Here is an 18,817-nt window from a genome sequence, read left to right on the forward strand (position 1 = left end):
ACAAAGCGCGTAAGTTCCCAGGGTCAGTTTCAGCATGGGAGTTGGTCCGCGAGCGCACGGAAGGTGTCGCTCGGCTGCTTGTGCCTCGCTTCTGAAAAGCTTGGGGTGTCTGTCAAACGGCCCCTGAATTATAGCAGGCGTGCGGCACGCCCACTACGCCGCGTCGCGCTATTGTAATAGCTCGACGCCTGCTGCACCGATCGATGCCGCGACTGTTCCATCGCTTCTGGAAGGGGTATGCCACGGCTCGCGGCTTCAGTCAGATATCCCGATCGCAATCCGCGCGCCGAAAATTCACAGCTGTCCAAACCCGCCAGCGCCGCCCGCTGCTTGACGATATCGTTGACCGATTTCGGATCGAGCATCCGCTTCGACACATTCCCCCAGCGATCCACCTTCCGGAACACTGAACCCGTCTCGATCCCGTCATTTGTCATCCATTCATTCAGCGCTTCAACGGGTCGACCGGTCAGATAAACAACCTCATCATGATCGGTGCCCGAGGTTTTTGTGCGCCCAAGATGGATGGCGAGAGAGGTGAGGGGAGGGCCGACCTCGACGGCAATCGGCGTCTCGACCGTCAGCTGTTCGCGGCGCAGGCCGGCAATCTCACCGCGCCGTCGGCCACCAGAGGCAAAAGCGACCATCAGGATCGCCCGGTCGCGCAGATCACGCAGACTGTCGCTCGCACAGGCCGCCAGCATCTTGGCCAGCACGTCGCCTTTTACCGCCTTGGCGCTCTTGCGTTTGCGGGTCGCGGCGTCGCGCGCACCGCTAACCGAATTGCAGACCTGAGGCAGGAGAGCTGAAGGCACCAGAAAGCCCGCGCCATTTGCTCAGGGTCGACCAGGAGGCCAGCCTTCTGCGGACCGTGTCGGGCGCATGCGGGCCGGTGACCTTCAGAAAACCCTGGCCCCGGAGATTTATCTCTACAGCTGCCGGCATGCCGTGATCTGGCTCTGTTTCCCGCTTGACCGGATCCCACAGATGATGCGCAACAAATTTGAGCAGCAATGCCTCGGGTGCCGGCCATGACAGGGATCTTCCGGTGGCCGCCAGAGACCATGCCTGCAGATAAGCAAGATCGGAGGTGAGGGCGCGCAAAGTGTTTTCGGCCATACCTTCGTTGACTATGTGACGAAGCGTGTCGACGTCCTGATCGGTCAACAGCTCGGCGAGTTCGTCACGCCGTTCCAGCGGCAGGACGGCGGCGATCGTGTCGAGTTCGTGGGCGCGGCGATCCACGACATCGCCGGCTGGTCGATCAGTCGACATTGGCGAATGGCCCGAGGACCGGTACGCCTTCCTTGCGCGCGGCTGCGGCCAGTTTCCTGTCGAGCGTGGCCAATGGAGCTGTGCGATTGAGAGCAAGTGCCAAATAGGCCGCGTCATAGGCGCTCAGACCATGATTGGCAGACAGCAACAACACATAACTATCGCCGCCAATGCCCGCATCGTCGAGCGGCAGCCGGCGCACGCGCTCCATGTTGACCAGTGCGCCGCCGGCGGAGATGCGACCGCGGCGTTCGGACATCGACAGAATGTTGCGGATCTCGAAAAAGAAGAGCGTGGGCACAGGGCAGGGGGCGTCGATGGTGGCGATCACAGCCTCGGCCGCATCGGAAAAGTCTTCCGGCAACAGCCAAGCCGCCGCCATCGAGGCGTCCATGACAAAAGGCATCAGCGGCGACCTTTATCGCGCCAGGAGAGGATCTCGTCATGCGTGGAAGGCGATGCCTTATGGCGGGCGGCCCGGACTTCGGCGAACAGCAACTGCAAGTCGTTCTCCTTGCGCATGCGGGTGACGTGGGCGATTGGATCATTGCCACGAGCAATAACAAAATCTTCGCCGGCCTCGACGCGGGCAAGCAGGTCAGAAAGATGGGTTTTCGCTTCGGAAATCTTGACGGTGGTCGTCATCGGCGCGACCTCAATGTTGGCTTAGAGCACAAAATAGGCGCCTTTCCGAGGCTGGTCAAGTGGTTGGTCTGATGACTTCCGATAACGAGCTGTGAGGGAACTCTATCTAGCTTAGTTTGCACCACTGACTTTATCAAATGTGCTTTTGAGCGCTCTCCCCCGTGCGGAACGAGGCGCTTCAGCTCAGACGAAGTTGATATTCGGCTTGCCAGGCACTACGACGCGTCTCCAAGCGCTCGTTTCAATCGATGCATCTCAACCGGCTTGTCACAGATTGGAATTTTGCTGAACTTCGAAGGGATCGTCGAGGCCTCGTATCCCGTTGCGAACACAAATGGCACGTTGCGTGCAGCCAAAGCCTCGGCGAGCGGGAAGACATTGTCGCCGCCAAGGTTGACATCGAGAATGGCGCTATCGATCTGCGCATCGCTTTCGAGTAACTCAAATGCAGTCTCAAGGCGACCGGCCGGCCCTACGACCACCGCGCCCTCCTGCTCAAGTTCATTTCGCAGTTGGTCGGCAAGCATGTACTCGTCTTCGACGACGAGTATACGACGTCCAGCAATTCTATGCTCAGGCATGTTCCGTCTCCTTCCCTGTTGTCGAAACCGGGATCGAGATCGTGCAGTGCACGCCGTCCGCTTCGAAGCTGTATGACGTCTTTGCGCCAAGCTGATAGGGCAAGGCTTTTTCGATCAGTTCACGACCGTGACCGGTCCCCCGCGCCGGAGCATCCGAGGGCGGCATGACCAGGCCGGTCTCACGCCAGTCGATGTGCAGCCACGGCTTCGCTGAGGGTGCCGCTTGCTCGAATGTCCATCGAACCTGTAACCGGCCGTTTGGTTGCACGAGCGCGCCATATTTCGATGCGTTTGTCGCCAATTCGTGGATCGCGAGTGCCAGTGTCTGAACAGTTGAAGACCGCAAGCGGACGCCTGCAGGGCCTTCAGTCGTCACCCGCTCGGATCCTGCTCCGATAGCCGTGAGCTCTGTGCCTATCAACTCATCAAACGTCACTCGATCATGCTCATCAAGCCGCGATAGAAGACCCTGCACTCTCGCAAGGGCCGCCAGCCGGTCTCCCGCATCGTCTGCCCCGGCTGCGGCCGACGACCGGTCTGTCGTTCGAACGCCGGATTCGTTTCGACGTAGCGGAAATCTACGGTCTGTCCGGAGGCGTTGTAGATCATCTCGAAGATCGCGAAGCCCTCGTCGATCGCCTCGAACAGCGTGCGGTAGCGTTCCTCGCTCTCGCGCAGTGCGTCCTCGGCACGGGCGCGTTCTACAGCAGACCTTGCGCTCTCTGCGACATCTTCCACAATGCCCACTTTGGTGTCGGTCCAGTCACGCGCCCCTTGAGCGTTCACGCCGACAACGGCGACCAAGGTCTATTTTCCGATCGACTGTGTGGGATCGCTGATCGTCGTCGGTCGGGAGGGAAGCCGGGTAGAGACGGGTCTAGTCGGGCGCGAGGGAATGACAGGTGCGGCCCTTGTCGAGGGTGACGCGTATACCCCTTACGAACTGATCACGCAGGTTGAAGGAGACGCTCTGGTCATGATGGCCTCCGATTTCGTTGCTTTTGCGCTTGCAACTCCGGAACTTCGCATTTTTGCACGTCGCTTCTTGCGGTCGCTTGGAGTCCAGGTGAGCTATACAGCGCTCGCCAATGCCAAGTTCGAGATCAGACAGCGGTTGGCGCGATGGCTTGTCATGGTGCATGACCGAGTTCCCGGCCGGTCCTTTCAACTCACACACGACTATCTGGCGATCATGCTCGGTGTCCGCCGTTCGTCGGTCACCGACGCCCTTCACCTGCTGGAAGGCGAAACACTGATCCGCTCGACCAGAATGAGCATTGAGATACGAGACCGCCAGGGTTTGATCACTGTGGCTGGGGAAGCCTATGGAGCGCCCGAGGTTGAATACGAGCGCCTCATGGCTTTGCCTCTCGCCACTGGGTCGCCAGCCTTTCCGAGCGTGCGTATTGCTGCAGCCAATTAGGCGAACAGTGAAAATTGTTCAGCTCTGCGATAACCATCGGGCTATCTGTGCAACAGGGAAACTGGCGTAGGATCCGTGGCGTGTCTGGATTCGTCATCAGAGTAGCCGCGCCGCCCGGCCGCTCCTCCTTGTAGCACTGTTGTAATAGCTTGAGGCCTGTTGAACCGACCGGTGCCTTGACTGCTCCATGGCCTCGGGGAGTGGAATGCCCCGATTGGCGGCCTCCGTCAGGTACCCGGACCGCAATCCGTGCGCCGAAAACTCCCCCGGCTCCAGCCCGGCCAGCGCCGCCCGTTGCTTTACGATATCGCTCACCGATTTCGGATCGAGCACCCGCTTCGAGACGTTCCCCCAACGATCGACTTTCCGGAAGACGGACCCCGTCTCGATCCCGGCTGCCGTCATCCAGGCACTCAACGCATCAACCGGTCGACCGGTGAGATAAACAACCTCATCGTGATCGGCGCCCGAGGTTTTGGTGCGCCCAAGATGGATGGCAAGAGAGGGGAGGGGAGGGGCGCCTTCGACGGCGAGCGGCGGTTCGACCGTCAGCTGCTCGCAGCGCAGGCCGGCAATCTCGCTGCGCCGCCGGCCGCCGGAGGCAAACGCCACCATCAGGATCGCCCGGTCGCGCAGATCGCGCAGACTGCCACTCGCGCAGGTGGCCAGCATTTTGGCCAGCACATCGCCTGTGACCGCCTTGGCGCTCTTCCTTTTACGCGGCCGCGGCGTGGCTCGGACGGCGAGCCGCACCGCAGATTTGAGGGCAGGGGAGGCGAAGGCGCCGGTCAATCCTCGCCATTTCGTCAAGGTCGACCAGGTGGCCAAGCGTCGGCGCACCGTGTCGGGTGCATGCGGGCCAACCACCTTCAGAAAACCCTGGCCGCGGAGGTTTACTTCTATTTCTGCCGGCATCCCATGGTCCGGATCGATTTCCCGTTTGGCTGGATCCCACAGATGATGCGCAACAAATTTCAACAGCAGCGCCTCAGGCGCCGGCCACGGCAGCGACTTTTTCGTGGCCGCCAGGGACCAGGCCTGCAGATACGCCAGATCGGAGGTGAGGGCGCGCAAAGTATTCTCGCCCATGCCCTCGTTGACCAGATGGCGCAGGGTTTCGACATCCTGATCGGTCAAGAGCTCGGCAAGTTCGTCACGCCGCTCCATCGGCAGTACGGCGGCAATCGTGTCGAGTTCTTCGGCGCGGGCCTCGACCCCGGTCAGCTTTTTACGCATCAAAATCGTCTCCGATAAACTCGACGCCGGCGCTGCATGCCTCCAATACCGCGGCAAGATTTGAACGATGGCAGCTTTCGTAGAAGGCGCGCATCTCGTCCGGCATGTGCTTCGGCATGGCGACCAGGTCCTGTAGCTGAAAATCGCTTCTGCCGGCTAAAACCGAGGCATCGACGCCAATATCGGAAAGGCCGGCAACGCGGTCACGTAACCTGGAAAAATAGCGCAGGTTGGCATCGACAACGGCGGGATCGGCGCTCTGACCATGGGCAAGCACGACATGGTCGGCCTGCAGGCCATGGATCCTCATCAGTGACGCACAAAGAGCGCGCAGGTCGGCAGGATTGCTGCTCCAGACTTCGGGAATGGGAAATTCAACCGCATCGACCGCCAGGCAGGTGCGGACTTGCGGGATCCAGACGGCGACATGGTCAGGTGTGTGTCCGGGGGTATGGATAAGTTTTAGGGTGAGGTCGCCGCCATGGATCGTCATGGTTTCTCCGCCAAAGGTCAAGGTCGGGCCGAAAATCTCGACGTCCCGAAACCGTTGCTCCTGCCTTTTCTCGTCCAGGATCTGCAAGGCGGCGGGCTGACGGAGTCGCTCCAGCGCTGCGTCGTGCGCGACGATCGGTATGCGGCGATCAAGCGCAGCGTTGCCCCAGAAATGATCCCAGTCCATATGTGAGTTGATCACCAGCAAAGGCCGGTCTGCTGCCATATGCCCGGCGAGACGATCGAGCGCCTGACGGCATAGGGCGGGCGTCGCGGGTGTGTCGAGCAAAACATTGCACCGCTCGGTGCGGATGAAGACGGCATCGACCTCGTCAGCGGCTCTCAGGATGACGATGCGCGCGTCAAGGCCGGGATAGGTCGCGAGGTTAACGGTAGGATCCATTTTGCGTTTTCCGAAGCCAGATCGAGCGGTTTACGACGGCGCTGGGACCGTCTCTTGGGCCGACTTTCCATTTGTCGATCCGCTTGATTAAGCGGAATCAATCTCGTTGGGATAATTCAGTTTATTGCCTGCCAGGATCATTGGAATTTTCCGTATTCGCCGGAATTCCCCGTTACGGACATGCAAGGTTAGCGTAATCAATCTTTCAAAGGGAGAGGTGTGACGCAGCTTAAAGGCTGATAAGACCGAACAAAGGGTACCGGACACAAGAAAAATGACCAGAGAAGAAATTCTTAGCTACTCTCAAGCGGTTTGCGACGGCCTTCGCGAGGACGAAGACGGAGTTAGACGAGAGGTTCTAACGCACGCAGGAAATAGATGGTCGCTCGGCGTGATACACACTCTCGGGGTTTATGGCAGGCTTCGACACGCGGAAATTGGAAGACGAATGCACGGTGTCACGCAACGGATGCTGACCCGTACCCTGCGTCAACTGGAAAGAGACGGTCTCGTCACGCGCTACGATCTGGTTGAGATGCCACCTCGCGTAGAATATGAACTCACGGAATTGGGCATGGGTCTTCTTATTCGCATGATCCCACTTTGGACATGGGTCGTGGAGAATTCCGACCTGTTTCGAAAATCACGCGAGGATTATGATTCTCGTCCGCCAGAGAAGCCTTCCTGGCAGATGTTTTAATATGAGGGCTGCGGCCGCTCGGCTAGGACCGCTGAGTACGCCGGGTGCTTAGGGCTATCTAGTTGCTGCGAAGGTTCGCGTTAATCCAATCGGACACATCCGTGACCTTAATGCCTTCGCGCACGTTGAAAGTGCTGGCCTTGTCCCATGCCATTCCGCGCCCGATGCCAAAGGCTGCTCGGTATTTGCGCATCATGTTTTGGGGGTCATTTGCCAGTTCTTCCATAAGAGCTGGAACAGTCCATTCGGACCTGTTGAAGGGCCGGTTCAAACCCGCCTCCAGCTTTTCAGCGAGCTCGCCATAGGTAACGGTATCACCTGCCAGGAAGACAATTTCGTTGCTGATGGTCGGCTCGTAGAAGACGATCTCAGCAGTGAGTACGCCGATGTCGTCGGGCGTCGTCACCGTGACAGCCGTATCGAAGCTGCCCAAGGCTTTCACGGCGTTCTTTTCCAGATCAACAACACCGAATTCCGGCTCGAAGAGATAGCTCATGAACATGCCGGTGGAAATGATGACCCATTCGGTCTTATCCTGTGAGCGCAGAAGTTCGCGGACATCAAGCTGCGCGTCGAAGATGTCCTGCGGACCGCCTCGACCGATCGCCTCGAAATCGACGCCGAACTGCCAAGGGAAATAGCGCGGTATTCCGGATTGCAACGCCGCCTTGGCGAGTTTCATCGGGGTGTTGATCCCCGCCGCATAGCCCGTGCAGCCAATGACGGTATCGTACCGTGAAAACAGGGATGCCAGCTCGTCGATTGAGCTCTTCACCAGATCGCCTATGACGATCTCTATGCCCAAGTCACGGATCTCGCGGACGTCCCGCTGCTTTGTCGGCGCGCTGGACTCCACGGCGCTGGCGCGCAGCAGGACGCTTATCTTTGCTCCTTCGATGACCTTTGCGCGGCTAGCCAGATTGCGCAGGACAGGCATCCCAAGCTCACCTGCACCGAGCACGAGGATGTTGCGTGATTTCACGCCGGAAACGAAGTCATTCATTTTTCAAGCCTCTTTCAAATCGAATGAGGCCTCTAATTGGCGATATTGAATCTCAGTAAAAGAAGGCACACGGATGATACTCCATCGAAAACGATGACGGACAGCGATCCGTTGTGTTTCTCTTTGTCGAGTGACGGCATGTCTTCTTTGGACGACAGCAGCCATTTTCGGTAGAATGGCGTCCGAGACCAAGCGTCTTTCACCTGTCATTCTTGGGGAGCATCCTGTCATCTGCAGCAATTGACCAAGGCGAAGCAGACACGTTGGCGAGGAAGCCCCAATGGTGCAGACACCTGACAAGATGCTCAACAGGGTGACAGCTTGGCAAAAGGCTGTGGTTCGCGAGGCCGTCATTCGGCCCCTCGCGTTCGAAAAGAAACTGAGCGCCGCGGAGAGATTTGCCGCGTGCCGGGAGTTGGGTCTCAAAGCCACAAGGTTCTATCAGCTGCTCGGTCAATTCCGGCGAAAGCCGGTGACCAGTTCATTGCTGGATGAAACGCCCGGTTCGAAGAAGGGAAGGCGGCTGCTGTTGTCGGAGCAGGAAGACGCAGTCGGCTGCGCCATCCAAGAAATCTATTGCCGCCGCGAGCGACCGACGATCACCGCCGTCCATGATCATGTCCGGTTCATTTGCCGTCAACGAAACATATCTGCGCCCTCCTGGAAGGCCGCGAAGGTTCGAATTGATCGTTCCGACCAGAGGAAGTTGGCCAAAGCCCGTGAGGGTGCTAGCGTCGCCCGTCAGCAATACGTGCCGGTTGTCGATGAGTATTCAGTCGTGCACGCGCTGGAAGTCGTGCAGATCGATCACACGTTGGTCGATCTCTTTGTTGTTGACGCTGTAAACCGCCAACCATTGCAGCGCCCTTGGCTGACCTTGGCGATAGATGTCGCCAGCCGCATGGTGGTCGGCTTCTATCTGAGCCTTGAGCACCCATCGTCAACATCTGTCGCCCTGGCCATCCGGCACATGGTCTTGCCGAAGGCTTCCTGGCTCGTGGAGCAAAACGTGGTCGGCGACTGGCCTGTCTATGGTTTGCCCACCGCCATTCATCTCGACAATGCTCGGGAGTTTCGGGGAAAGGCACTTGCTTGGGGAACGGCCGAGCACGGCATAAAGCTCATCCATCGACCGGTTGCTCGCCCACATTACGGTGGCCATATCGAGCGGCTTATCGGCACGATGATGGGTGCCGTTCACTTTCTGCCCGGCTCAACGTCGAGCGATATAAGCGCTCGTGGCGACTACGATCCTCAAAAACATGCTGTCATGACCTTTGACGAGCTGGAGCGATGGCTCACCCTCGAGATCGTCGGCCGCTATCACGCCGATGTCCACCGTGCGCTAAAGATTCCGCCTCGGCTGGCTTGGGAAGATGCCGTCCTCTCGCGTGGGGGGCCTCTGCGGCTTCCCTACGACGAACATCGGTTCGTCCTGGATTTCCTGCCGTTCGAGGAACGCGTCATCCGTCGAGACGGACTGCACCTGTTCGGCCTCAAATATTGGGACGATGTCCTGAGCCCATGGACCGGTGCGCCGGATAAGATGCGCGTCCGATACGATCCTCGGGATATTTCCTGCGTGTTCGTCGACGGGCCAAACGGCGAAAACTGGCCGGTTCGGTTTGCAGACCTCAGCCGGCCACGGATCACGCTCGGGGAGCACCGGCAAGCCGTGGCCGCTTTGAGGGCCCGTGGTTTTCAATCGGTCGATGAGCATCTGATTTTCGAGACCATCGAAGCCCAACGTCAGCTTGTCGAGGGGGCAAGCCGCCAAACGCGAAGCATCCGCCGCGGAGCCGAAAGACGGTCGCGAGCGCTGGCAGCGACAGACTGGAACGAGGCAGAACTGACGGATGATGCCGACGACGAGGATTTCTCCGATTTGGCGCCCTTGTCGGTGGAGGAATGGTCATGACGGGATATTCCCATCTGCTGCCTGCCTATCGCCAGTATGCCGAGATGGGGATTGAAGAACGGATCGCCTGGATCCGTGCTGATCGTTGGTTGGAAACAGCCGATGCGAGGGCCGCGCTGGCGAGGCTTGAGGATCTGCTCACCTATCCGCCAAGGGACCGAATGCCCTGTCTGCTTCTCTACGGCGATACTGGTATGGGAAAGACCAAGATCATTCGAAAATTTCTTCGGGATCACCAGCCCGTCTTCGATCGTGGAACGGGTGTCACGAGCATGCCGGTCGTGGCGATGCAGATGCCGGCCGAACCCGTCGAGCGCGATGTCTACGGAGAACTCCTCAATGCATTGAGTGCACCAGGTCCAAGTGGAGACGCGACCTACCGACTGAAGACCACGTGCCGGACCTTGATGCGAAGGATAGGGGTACGGATGCTGATCATCGATGAGATCCATGCCATGTTAACGGGGACATATCGGCAGCAACGGGTCTTCCTCAACGTAATCCGCTTTCTGGCGAACGATCTGAAAGTGCCGTTGATCTGCGCAGGCACCGATCTCGCCCGGCAGGCGTTGTTGACGGATCCGCAGCTTGCCGAAAGGTTTGAGGCCTTTTACCTGAAGCGCTGGTCCAATACGCCGCAGCTCGCCCAATTGCTCGCAAGTCTCGGGAGCATACTGCCTCTACGCGAGCCATCACAGCTCGGGACCGCAGCGTTGCGTCGCAAGGTGTTGGATATGACCGACGGCGTCACGGTGCGAATTTTTCGCTTGATCGAGACAGTTGCCGTCGAAGCCGTCCGAAATGGCAAAGAGGCGATCACCTTGGAGAGCTTCGACGGCGACAACTTGATCCTGCCGCTTGTTGCGATGGCGCGGCGCACTGAAGGCCGCCTGCAGCGACGTGCAACCCAGTGAGACCGGTGCGGCTGCTGGCTTTGGCTCCACGACCCTTTGAAGATGAACTCCTAAGCTGTTGGCATTGGCGGGTGTCGAGCCATTATTCTTGCTCACCTCGGCAGGTGGAAAACTGGATAAGTGGGGGCTCGGTAGGCCCTAACCCGCATCTCTTTCGCCACGATGTTTCGGCCGACCAGCCCGCAACCCGTTTATGGGCGCTTGCCTGTCGCCTGCGTCAAGTCGATCTGGAGCGGCTGTCTTTGTAAAATACCGGGCGCAGCGGGGCTTCATTCGTGAGCGATCCCGCCCATCGAGGCGTTTGTCCGACATGCCTGGATGAAGACGCAGAAGAGGGGAGGGATCACTATTGCCGGCGATCTTGGGCATGTGTCGAAGCAGTTGCCTGCCCCCGCCACAAGATTGGCCTCGAGATTAACTGCAGTGGGTGTTTCCGTAGTGGTCTGTTTCAGTTTCGGTCCACACCTGTTGGCGTTGTCAGACTGTTTTGCCGTGATTGCGATGCGATTGTCTCGGCGCGGCGGTTCCCGCGCCGCGATCAAACAGACCTGCTGCAGGTTGCTTCGTTGGTAGGTGAGGCTATCGGCAAGGGTGGGTCGGAGTTTGAACGTATCGACGCGGCAAGCCGCTTTCTCTGGTCGCCTCGGCCGGAGGGGATGCCATACATCGCCGCGCTGGGCTTATCACTGCCTTATGGTCAGCGGCCGTCAGTCGCGAAAGGCGCGGCGCCGCTGGCCAGCCTTCCACCGGCATGGCGAGCTATCACCACTACGACCATTGCCAACCTCCTCTTTCAGGTGGCTCCCAAAACGGTTCCGCTCTCTTCCTCCGTTCGCGAAGCCTTTCGGCAATTCGAGCAAGGGCCGACCGAAGAGTGTCATCAGGCACCTCCACCAACGCGGACGGCGTCAGTCGTGAATCTCCGTGCGGAAACCGAATACCGGCAGTTGGCACGCGGCATTATCCAAAGCGAAGGCTGGAAATCTTTGCCATCCAAAGCAGGGCGCGCAAGAAACCGGGCAATCGGCAAGCTGATGCTCCGCGCCCTCAATGACGAATGAGGCCAAACCGATGTGCCTCATCCAGCAGGTGGCGAACGGAGGAAGGCTGCCATTTCCGCCCACCGCGCGCCGGCCGCTCACCCATTTGATCCAGTTGGGCGGCAATATCGCGCAGTGACAGGCCGGGATCAGCAATGGCAATCGCTGCAACGAGCTTCATCAGGTGATCTTCCGGGGCACGACGGGGCGAGCGCGCCAGAAGCTCGGGATCGACCAGCTTCTCGCGGACCATCCGATGCACTGCGCGGCGCAGCCGTTCGACCGTCCAGTCATGGCCCCGGCGATTGAGTACCCGGACGACATTGTCCCAGCTGTGTTGGGGCCGCAGCTGCCGCACCATCGGCAGCCAGGTTTGGGCGGAGGAGATCAGCTCGTCGAGATAGAGTTTTTCTCGTGCCTTCGACACCGCCTTGATCGCCTCTGGTCGCCGCTCACGAAGTCCGGGATTACCTGGCAGCTTGCCGCGGGCTTTTGCCGCCTTGATGCCTGCCTTGGTTCGTTCGGCGATCAGAGCTCGTTCGAGCTGTGCGACGGCGCCGAGCACCTGGAGGGAAAACATCCCTTGTGGCGTGGACGTGTCGATAGGATCGCGGATTGATCGGAAATGAACACCGCGCTCTTCAAGGTCCTCGATCACCTGCAACAGGTGGCTGACAGAGCGGGCTAGGCGATCCAGGCGGACGACGACGAGCACATCGCCGGCAGTCAGGTCTCCGAGCAACCTTGTCAGCACCGGTCGAGCTCGTGATGCGCCGGATCCGTGCTCCTGAAAAATCCGCTCACAACCGGCGGCGCGCAACTCGTCCATCTGCGCATCATGGACCTGATCGTCGGTCGACACACGCGCGTAGCCGATAAGACGTTTCGAGGCCGGCGATGGATTGGCGGCTTGCCGTTTTGCCATGGTTTTCTCGCGTGGTTTCAAAGTGCTATGTACAGATAAGGAATGCGTGAGAAAATGAACAGTTGCAAGCATGTTTTATAGCTCAAATGCAGCCTCGCCAGACTCGACACGCGATGGCAAATGGGCGCAGACCCATCAACTGCGTTAAATGCATTCTGGTGGCTATCTGAGGCGGAAATGCAGGAAATTAGGGCATTCCGGAGAGGGGAGAGGGAAGAAGCGCCGCCCGAGGGAGAGATTGCTTGGGACGTCTGCTTCAGCTCGAGAGGAGATGAGCGCTCAACGCGGCTCTAACAGCCGCAGTTATTCCGCCGATCCTCGCCCAAATCTTCCTGAAAGGCCGGAAAATCAGGCGTTTCCGCTCATCCAGGCCGACCGACACCATGATTTGCGACTCGAAATCAATCACTTCCGATAAGCGATACTTATCGATAGTTAGAACCTCAACCAGCAATCATACCCACTGGAGAACTCTACAATACAAATAGCGTTCCTATAAGAAATCATTTACCATAATATCAATGGTTTACGATCTCGCGAAAATCAGCATTTCAAACTTGGTGGGCCCCGCTTTCGACGCCGGCGTCGCGCTCACCCGTCTCGACGAGCGTATTGCCCGCTCGCCGGTCGGAACCGGCTTTGTCGAACGCATGCATTTTGCCGATGCGTGTGCCTCGCTGTGGATCGACGGCGAGCTCGTGCATCTCGAAGACCTTGTTCTCCACGACGCGTTTCGCGATACCCGCACCCCCACCCACGAGCTCACCATCGCCCGCGACGTATTGCGCACCCGCCGGCGCATTGGGAGCCAGTTGCCCAACTGGGCACTATCGCCCGACGGTATTCGGTCGTTGCGACAAACGTCGGACATCACGGACGTCGGTGCAAGTGAAGCGGAGAGGGCCGGCGTTGTTCGGCCTGTCCCTTCGATCGATCTGGAAGAGGAGGGGGAGGACGACTATGATGGCGTCGGTCTCCCGGGTGTCGATATCGCCGCTATTGATGTGGTATTGGCTCGATCCAACGCGGCGATCGCGGACGCCACACGGCCCGGCCGCGCCGACGGCAGCCGTGCATCGGCCAGCCGAACCGAAAAGGATCCGCTGGTCTACGATCTCGACTGGGACGAGGATGCCCGGCTCGAAGAATGGCGCGGCGTTTTGCGCCAGGGCAGAGAATTGCCGGCAGTGCTTCGCGCGATTGTTGCCCTCGATGCCTGGAACGAAATTTTGGTGCTCCAGCATGCGCCCTGGCTCGGCCGGTTGTTTGCGGCGTCGATCCTGCGGGAAGCCGGCATCACCACGCAAAATCATCTCGCCGCGACCAATCTTGGCCTCAAGAGCATTCCCGTCGATCGACGTCGGCATCGCGATCGCGAGACGCGGCTGCTCTCCATCGCCCACGGTCTTTTGGCGGCCGCCGAGATCGGGATGAAAGAACATGACCGGCTCGTTTTGGCGCGCACGCTCATGGAGCGAAAACTCGAGGGGAGACGGACCTCGTCCAAATTGCCGGAGCTGGTCGAGCTCGTCATGGCAAAACCGATCGTCTCGGCCGCGATGGTGGCCAAAACGCTCGAGGTCACGCCGCAGGCGGCGCGGCGGATCGTTTCGGAGCTCGGCCTTCGCGAGATGACGGGGAGGGGGAGGTTTCGGGCGTGGGGAGTGATTTAAGATCATGCGTTCAGGCGGACCAGATGGTATCGCTCCTATTAAATAGGCGATCACAACCTTAATCATTTTGTGACAGGAGAGAACGAAAGTAGAATCACCAGGCGATTTGCAGTTTTTTGGCGAGAGGTGTCACCATGGCGATGAATTCGACAATCGAATGGACCGACCACACTTTCAATCCGTGGACCGGCTGCACCAACATCAGCCCAGGTTGCGACAACTGCTATGCCGAGGCTTGGGCCAAGCGGTCCGGCCAAGTGAAATGGGGTAACTCGCCGCGCAAGCGCACGACAGAGAGCTACTGGAAAGCTCCGCATATGTGGCAGCGCAAGGCCGCAGAATTTGCGAGCGTTCACGGTCGCAGGCAGCGCGTGTTTTGTGCTTCGCTTGCCGACGTTTTCGATAACCAAGCGGATCCCGAGTGGCGTGAAGATCTTTTCAAAGTCATCCGGGCGACTCCATCGCTCGATTGGCAGTTGCTAACCAAGCGCCCGCAAAATATCCAGAGAATGCTGCCGGCCGATTGGGGCAGCAAGGGATATCCGAATGTCTGGCTGGGCTTCACCGCTGAGGATCAATCCCGTTTTGATCAAAGGAAGCGATTCCTCTCCCTCATCCCCGCTCGCGTCTGGTTTGTGTCCTACGAGCCGGCGATAGGTCCGCTTCGAATATCACATGGCGATCCGCGGCCGGACTGGCTTATCTGTGGCGGAGAAAGTGGCCCGCGCGCTCGCCCTATGGTGAGCCAATGGGCGCGAGATATTATTGCCGATTGTCAGGAATACGGTATCGCAGCTTTTCACAAACAATGGGGAGCGCCTGGCAATAATCCGCTTGTGCAAGAGCAGGGAATGTCGCTGGCGCAAGTCAAAGAAGTTGATCCCCATGGCAAAGGGGGAGGTCTTGTTGATGGCCGGCTGGTGAGGCAGTTTCCAAAAGGCTGCGAAAAGGTAGAAAAGGCCGCCTGAACTTGACAGCTCTACATGTCGAACGCAACTTAGACTTGGTTGGCATGGGGAGTCGCAACGATCGCCGAATTTGGATGGAAGCTGGGCGGTGAGCTGCCGCCCCTTAGCGCTCACAGCGGCGCAAAATTGCGTCTCATTGAGACCTATCTTCAAAATTATTTCCCAGCAACGCTTGTCAGCCACGCCCAGGATAGGCAGCGCATCACGCTGGTTGACGGATTTTGCGGCGGTGGTCGATTTAGTGATGCCGGCGAGCTTATCCGCGGCACACCACTTCTCTTCCTGGATGCTGTAAACAAGGCCCAGGAGAAAGCAAATGTTGGGCGGACAAAGTCGCTCACCATCGATGCCGAGTATCATTTCGTCGATAGCAAAAAGGACCACGTCGACTTTCTTCGCGAGGAACTGACTAAGGAAGGGCACCTTGCTGCAATCGGGAACTCGATATTCCTTCATCACGCAAAGTTCGAGGTCGTTTTTCCGGATATCTGTCGCAGGATCGAGCAACGCACGCGAGGCGGAGTAGGGCGCTCGATCTTCCTCCTGGATCAAAAAGGCTATTCGGACGTCGCCTTTGAAACTGTTCGAAAGATACTTCAATTCTCAGCGGGTGAGTGCATCCTCACCTTCGCCGTCGGCTGGCTTATCGATTATCTCACCGAAAAGCCTCAAACCGTCAACCGTCTTGCGCCGATTGAAATATCCGAAGATCAGCTCCGCGAATTCCTTCGCCACAAGGGCGAGCATGGTGGACGTTATGTCATCCAACGCTTGCTGTTGCGACATATCTCCGGCATGACAGGCGCGAAATTCCAAAGCCCATTTTTCCTACGATCAAAAGAAGCTCGGAAGGATTTATGGCTGGTGCATCTCTCGAACCACCTGAAGGCCAGGAACGTGATGGTCGACAGCCATTGGCTGATCAATAACCAATCCTTGCACCAGGGGCATGGTGGGTTGGAAATGCTCGGCTTCAATCCGAACCTCGATCCCGGCAATGCTCCGGATTTTTGGTTTGGACCCAAGGACGAGGAAGTTATGAAGGATCGGCTCGCCGACGACTTCCTACGCCGGATCCGCGATACGCATGGTGACGCACCCGTATCTTACGGTGACTTCGTGACATCGATCGCCAATGAGACGCCTGCACGCCTGAGCGATATCGACAAAGTCACGGCGCTTCTGGTCGGGGAGAAGGAATTGGATCTCCGGAACGAGGCGAATTCGCCAAAGCGCACATCTTCTCCGATCTATAGAGACACTATAGGTATCTCTCAGCAAACCCGCTTGTGGCCAGCGCGGGCTCTTTAATTTTCGGAGTGAGTTCCACTTATCCGTTAACTACTCCGCCATCCTCGTTGGCACTCTCTATAAGGCATCGGTGTCCTTCAGATCGCGATGCAAGGATTGCGATTATGGTAGCTCTTTATGTGCAGCAATTCAACGATGTGGTGATGCAGAAACAGTCTAAGGCTTGACCTGTCGCTTTATCTGTATTCGGTTTGCGCTCTAGCTGGCGAACGAGCGATCTCGTCCTACAGCGGCATACCGCGGCTGTAGGAACGACCATCAAAGGTGTCTCACCTGGAGCGTACCGCCGCCCCATTTGTCGTTTAGGTACTCGCAAACAATCCTTCGATGGCAGTGGTGAGGTGTAGCCTCTGAGCAAAGCAGGCAGGACCCATCGAACATCTCAGGCTTGAGTCGCGTTTCGATCCTGCGCTCAGCCATTAGGCTGATGAACTGGTTTTCGTAGACGCTCCAGTCCCCCTTTTCTTTTTTATAAGCCTTGAGCATCTGGTCCGTCGGAGCAAGCACAGGTTGGTGAACATATTGGACACCGCAAATTTGTTTTAAAAAATAGGCCAGATCGTCTGCCTTCGCAAAACCAGCTAACTGCGAGGTATTATGTAGCCTCACATCGATGAGCTTCTTGACGCCAGCTTTCTTGAGACGTTCAAAAAAGTTCTCTGCGTTGGATTTTGTAAACCCGATTGTCGTCATGTTAACTGGCATGTGGCGAGTTGTCCTTGGCTTTCGTCCTTGCAGCACGATCTGTGGTTTTTTCGGCGTAAGCAACTTTCATAGATCGATCTCGGTACGCTTGCGTTAGGCGATCTTTAGCTGTCTGGAAAAAATCACTGTTTGTTTGACCACTCATGTTCAGAAGTCGATCTTCGATCGCCTTCTGCGAAACTATCCGGCCATCTCCAAGAATATTCTGAACTGAAATGTTCCTCTCAGATAAAGCTCGCCCTACGAGGAGACAACGATGGCAGTCGAGTGGGTCATGTTCTGAACACATTAGGGCCAATTTGTAACTCAATGCGCCTGTTGTGACGCGTTCGATCCCACTTTGAAAGTGATCTGCCTGCGCCATCTTTTCGTAATCGGCAACACCGTCACAGTAGAACTGTTTACCTTTCGGCCTGCCACCAAGTTCATCACCTAAGAACGCATATGCTATTCCATCTAGGCGAAGTTCCGACCTAAGAGCGTCACGATTAAAATGGGGGAAATGCCGCGAGAATGGGGAACTGCGGACATCCGCAATTGCGGTTACATGTGTCCGGCGGAGACGACTCAAGAAATCCTCATAAGAGTTTGTAGAGTGTCCAATCGTGAAGATTTCCAGGTTTGGGTTTTTCATGAAATCTCACAATCTCCAATCGAGCGGGTCGCTTTGTAAAAAATCTACGCTCGTCTGTCTCAGGGCCGGTACACGGCCGCGATAAGTTTGTATGCGAAGCCTCTGTACGGTTCCCCTAAACTCAAGCAAAGCAGCGCCCTGCCAATACGGTAGGTGCCATCTGTCTTGGCGAAGAACTCAGCCTCTATACTAGGGTCAGTGATCATCATACGATATTGATTCCCACTATAGGTGAAATGCCCTCTCACATGACGAGACGGATTATTGAATGCAGCCCCTTCGATCTGCACTATAATCTCGAGGTCGCCCACATCTATCAACGTGAGTGAGCTTCCAAAGTTGATCACAGCCTGCGCAGCTCGATCTTCAGGCACTCGATCCGACCTGCCGTTATAGCTCGATGAACCATTTTCCCAGATCGGGCCGGTAAACTTATCGACCAGATTTCCGATTTGCTTCCAGCTGGCTTCTCCCTTTTTTTTCCACCAAAACTTGTCGTCGTTGAAATGGTTTTCAATCTGGAAGGAGTGTGACGCTGATCCGATTATAGGAAGTTCGATGATGTCAAACAATGCCGCCGAGACAGCATTCTGATATCTGCAATCCAAAGCACTCAGCTCGCCGGAAGGCCGCTTGCTCACAGGACGGATCCATGTCCCCACTTCATCGCCATCTAATACTTTTCCTGCGATGCATCTTCCCGAGTGTTTGCGTGAAGCGGCTAGGCACACGATAGTCTTCAAGTATGCTGGTTTCGTCATTTGTTTTCCCTGCCCACAACCAGGGAGGTTAAATCAAATGCCAGTCCCCACACAATGCGCTTAATCAACCAGTTTTGCGCCAAATATGCTTGAAATGCCTTAATCTTAACGCTGTTGGCCTTCTTCTCTTTCTTCAGTGCCGCGATCGCGCGCTCGATGACCTTAGCCGTGCCGCAGTCCAATTCTCAGGCAAGCTGCGAGATCGACTTG

19 protein-coding genes and 2 pseudogenes are annotated in these 18,817 nt (G+C 57.4%); 8 read left to right on the forward strand and 13 right to left on the reverse strand.

Features of this window, described 5'->3' with window-relative positions:
* Nucleotides 1-128: 128 nt before the first annotated feature.
* The 6 genes and pseudogenes from HNQ72_RS27045 to HNQ72_RS30780 all read right to left on the reverse strand — a co-directional run bounded on the left by HNQ72_RS27045 (nt 129) and on the right by HNQ72_RS30780 (nt 3,110).
* Nucleotides 129-1,275 (reverse strand): annotated as a pseudogene (locus tag HNQ72_RS27045) (site-specific integrase).
* On the reverse strand, nt 1,265-1,681 hold the full coding sequence (locus HNQ72_RS27050) for a type II toxin-antitoxin system VapC family toxin (protein WP_183997166.1): 417 nt from the start codon (nt 1,679-1,681) through the stop codon (nt 1,265-1,267). Before HNQ72_RS27050 ends, HNQ72_RS27045 begins: the two are co-directional and overlap by 11 nt.
* Nucleotides 1,681-1,920, reverse strand: coding sequence for a type II toxin-antitoxin system Phd/YefM family antitoxin (locus tag HNQ72_RS27055; protein ID WP_183997168.1), 240 nt, complete (start codon nt 1,918-1,920; stop codon nt 1,681-1,683). The genes HNQ72_RS27050 and HNQ72_RS27055 overlap by 1 nt, the downstream gene beginning before the upstream one ends.
* A gap of 215 nt (nt 1,921-2,135) precedes the next feature.
* The gene (locus tag HNQ72_RS27060) at nt 2,136-2,501 is read right to left on the reverse strand and encodes a response regulator (RefSeq protein ID WP_183997170.1); all 366 of its coding nucleotides are present in this window, start codon (nt 2,499-2,501) and stop codon (nt 2,136-2,138) included.
* Nucleotides 2,494-3,000 (reverse strand): annotated as a pseudogene (locus HNQ72_RS27065) (sensor histidine kinase); the annotation flags it as partial. The gene HNQ72_RS27060 and the pseudogene HNQ72_RS27065, both read right to left, overlap by 8 nt.
* Nucleotides 2,934-3,110, reverse strand: coding sequence for a hypothetical protein (locus HNQ72_RS30780; RefSeq protein ID WP_244654583.1), 177 nt, complete (start codon nt 3,108-3,110; stop codon nt 2,934-2,936). The gene HNQ72_RS30780 and the pseudogene HNQ72_RS27065, both read right to left, overlap by 67 nt.
* Nucleotides 3,111-3,396: 286 nt before the next feature.
* Here HNQ72_RS30780 and HNQ72_RS27075 point away from each other — a divergent pair, with 286 nt between their 5' ends.
* Nucleotides 3,397-3,924: a Crp/Fnr family transcriptional regulator gene (locus HNQ72_RS27075; protein ID WP_244654567.1), complete on the forward strand. Its 528-nt coding sequence runs from the start codon at nt 3,397-3,399 to the stop codon at nt 3,922-3,924.
* A 96-nt stretch (nt 3,925-4,020) separates the two neighbouring features.
* Here HNQ72_RS27075 and HNQ72_RS27080 read toward each other — a convergent pair whose 3' ends face one another.
* Complete coding sequence (locus HNQ72_RS27080; RefSeq protein WP_183997176.1) at nt 4,021-5,160, reverse strand: site-specific integrase; 1,140 nt, start codon at nt 5,158-5,160, stop codon at nt 4,021-4,023.
* Entirely contained in the window at nt 5,153-6,055 is a 903-nt protein-coding gene (locus HNQ72_RS27085) for an MBL fold metallo-hydrolase (RefSeq protein ID WP_183997178.1), read from the reverse strand. Before HNQ72_RS27085 ends, HNQ72_RS27080 begins: the two co-directional genes overlap by 8 nt.
* A gap of 274 nt (nt 6,056-6,329) precedes the next feature.
* On the opposite strand from HNQ72_RS27085, the gene HNQ72_RS27090 reads away from it, so the two are divergent.
* Nucleotides 6,330-6,755: a winged helix-turn-helix transcriptional regulator gene (locus HNQ72_RS27090; protein WP_183997180.1), complete on the forward strand. Its 426-nt coding sequence runs from the start codon at nt 6,330-6,332 to the stop codon at nt 6,753-6,755.
* Between the two features lie 58 nt (nt 6,756-6,813).
* On the opposite strand, the gene HNQ72_RS27095 is transcribed toward HNQ72_RS27090, so the two are convergent.
* Complete coding sequence (locus HNQ72_RS27095) at nt 6,814-7,758, reverse strand: aromatic alcohol reductase (protein ID WP_113125995.1); 945 nt, start codon at nt 7,756-7,758, stop codon at nt 6,814-6,816.
* Nucleotides 7,759-8,230: 472 nt separating this feature from the next.
* Between HNQ72_RS27095 and HNQ72_RS27100 the strand changes: the two genes are divergently transcribed.
* From HNQ72_RS27100 to HNQ72_RS27110, 3 genes are all read left to right on the forward strand, one after another.
* Nucleotides 8,231-9,676, forward strand: coding sequence for a Mu transposase C-terminal domain-containing protein (locus tag HNQ72_RS27100; RefSeq protein WP_244654566.1), 1,446 nt, complete (start codon nt 8,231-8,233; stop codon nt 9,674-9,676).
* Nucleotides 9,667-10,590: a TniB family NTP-binding protein gene (locus tag HNQ72_RS27105; RefSeq protein ID WP_183997184.1), complete on the forward strand. Its 924-nt coding sequence runs from the start codon at nt 9,667-9,669 to the stop codon at nt 10,588-10,590. Before HNQ72_RS27100 ends, HNQ72_RS27105 begins: the two co-directional genes overlap by 10 nt.
* A 275-nt stretch (nt 10,591-10,865) precedes the next feature.
* Nucleotides 10,866-11,651 (forward strand): TniQ family protein, encoded by a 786-nt coding sequence (locus tag HNQ72_RS27110; RefSeq protein ID WP_183997186.1) that lies wholly within the window; start codon nt 10,866-10,868, stop codon nt 11,649-11,651.
* Here HNQ72_RS27110 and HNQ72_RS27115 read toward each other — a convergent pair.
* On the reverse strand, nt 11,638-12,555 hold the full coding sequence (locus HNQ72_RS27115) for a recombinase family protein (RefSeq protein WP_183997188.1): 918 nt from the start codon (nt 12,553-12,555) through the stop codon (nt 11,638-11,640). The genes HNQ72_RS27110 and HNQ72_RS27115 overlap by 14 nt on opposite strands.
* A 521-nt stretch (nt 12,556-13,076) precedes the next feature.
* Here HNQ72_RS27115 and HNQ72_RS27120 point away from each other — a divergent pair.
* From HNQ72_RS27120 to HNQ72_RS27130, 3 genes are all read left to right on the forward strand, one after another.
* Nucleotides 13,077-14,228 carry an RHE_PE00001 family protein gene (locus tag HNQ72_RS27120; protein ID WP_183997190.1) on the forward strand — a complete coding sequence of 384 codons (1,152 nt, stop codon included), beginning with the start codon at nt 13,077-13,079 and terminating at the stop codon, nt 14,226-14,228.
* Nucleotides 14,229-14,362: 134 nt separating this feature from the next.
* Entirely contained in the window at nt 14,363-15,196 is an 834-nt protein-coding gene (locus tag HNQ72_RS27125) for a DUF5131 family protein (RefSeq protein WP_183997192.1), read from the forward strand.
* Between the two features lie 39 nt (nt 15,197-15,235).
* Complete coding sequence (locus HNQ72_RS27130; protein WP_183997194.1) at nt 15,236-16,507, forward strand: three-Cys-motif partner protein TcmP; 1,272 nt, start codon at nt 15,236-15,238, stop codon at nt 16,505-16,507.
* 258 nt (nt 16,508-16,765) lie between these two features.
* Here the strand turns inward: HNQ72_RS27130 and HNQ72_RS27135 are convergent, their stop codons facing one another.
* Genes HNQ72_RS27135 through HNQ72_RS27145 form a run of 3 tightly spaced genes read right to left on the reverse strand, consistent with a single transcriptional unit; the run spans nt 16,766 to nt 18,607 of the window.
* Nucleotides 16,766-17,212 (reverse strand): DUF488 domain-containing protein, encoded by a 447-nt coding sequence (locus tag HNQ72_RS27135; RefSeq protein ID WP_183997196.1) that lies wholly within the window; start codon nt 17,210-17,212, stop codon nt 16,766-16,768.
* Nucleotides 17,202-17,846: a DUF488 domain-containing protein gene (locus tag HNQ72_RS27140; RefSeq protein WP_183997197.1), complete on the reverse strand. Its 645-nt coding sequence runs from the start codon at nt 17,844-17,846 to the stop codon at nt 17,202-17,204. Before HNQ72_RS27140 ends, HNQ72_RS27135 begins: the two co-directional genes overlap by 11 nt.
* A gap of 59 nt (nt 17,847-17,905) precedes the next feature.
* Nucleotides 17,906-18,607: a dual OB domain-containing protein gene (locus tag HNQ72_RS27145; protein WP_183997199.1), complete on the reverse strand. Its 702-nt coding sequence runs from the start codon at nt 18,605-18,607 to the stop codon at nt 17,906-17,908.
* Between the last annotated feature and the right edge of the window lie 210 nt (nt 18,608-18,817).

It is taken from the genome of Aliirhizobium wenxiniae, from assembly GCF_014201355.1.
GTDB classification, from domain to species: Bacteria; Pseudomonadota; Alphaproteobacteria; order Rhizobiales; family Rhizobiaceae; genus Neorhizobium; species Neorhizobium wenxiniae.

Excerpts from the sequence above, each read along its gene's own strand:
- HNQ72_RS27050 (WP_183997166.1), bottom strand. The coding sequence starts at position 1,681 with ATGCCTTTTGTCATGGACGCCTCGATGGCGGCGGCTTGGCTGTTGCCG.
- HNQ72_RS27055 (WP_183997168.1), bottom strand. The coding sequence starts at position 1,920 with ATGACGACCACCGTCAAGATTTCCGAAGCGAAAACCCATCTTTCTGAC.
- HNQ72_RS27060 (WP_183997170.1), bottom strand. The coding sequence starts at position 2,501 with ATGCCTGAGCATAGAATTGCTGGACGTCGTATACTCGTCGTCGAAGAC.
- HNQ72_RS30780 (WP_244654583.1), bottom strand. The coding sequence starts at position 3,110 with ATGATCTACAACGCCTCCGGACAGACCGTAGATTTCCGCTACGTCGAA.
- HNQ72_RS27075 (WP_244654567.1), top strand. The coding sequence starts at position 3,397 with ATGACAGGTGCGGCCCTTGTCGAGGGTGACGCGTATACCCCTTACGAA.
- HNQ72_RS27080 (WP_183997176.1), bottom strand. The coding sequence starts at position 5,160 with ATGCGTAAAAAGCTGACCGGGGTCGAGGCCCGCGCCGAAGAACTCGAC.
- HNQ72_RS27085 (WP_183997178.1), bottom strand. The coding sequence starts at position 6,055 with ATGGATCCTACCGTTAACCTCGCGACCTATCCCGGCCTTGACGCGCGC.
- HNQ72_RS27090 (WP_183997180.1), top strand. The coding sequence starts at position 6,330 with ATGACCAGAGAAGAAATTCTTAGCTACTCTCAAGCGGTTTGCGACGGC.
- HNQ72_RS27095 (WP_113125995.1), bottom strand. The coding sequence starts at position 7,758 with ATGAATGACTTCGTTTCCGGCGTGAAATCACGCAACATCCTCGTGCTC.
- HNQ72_RS27105 (WP_183997184.1), top strand. The coding sequence starts at position 9,667 with ATGGTCATGACGGGATATTCCCATCTGCTGCCTGCCTATCGCCAGTAT.
- HNQ72_RS27115 (WP_183997188.1), bottom strand. The coding sequence starts at position 12,555 with ATGGCAAAACGGCAAGCCGCCAATCCATCGCCGGCCTCGAAACGTCTT.
- HNQ72_RS27120 (WP_183997190.1), top strand. The coding sequence starts at position 13,077 with ATGGTTTACGATCTCGCGAAAATCAGCATTTCAAACTTGGTGGGCCCC.
- HNQ72_RS27125 (WP_183997192.1), top strand. The coding sequence starts at position 14,363 with ATGGCGATGAATTCGACAATCGAATGGACCGACCACACTTTCAATCCG.
- HNQ72_RS27135 (WP_183997196.1), bottom strand. The coding sequence starts at position 17,212 with ATGCCAGTTAACATGACGACAATCGGGTTTACAAAATCCAACGCAGAG.
- HNQ72_RS27140 (WP_183997197.1), bottom strand. The coding sequence starts at position 17,846 with ATGAAAAACCCAAACCTGGAAATCTTCACGATTGGACACTCTACAAAC.
- HNQ72_RS27145 (WP_183997199.1), bottom strand. The coding sequence starts at position 18,607 with ATGACGAAACCAGCATACTTGAAGACTATCGTGTGCCTAGCCGCTTCA.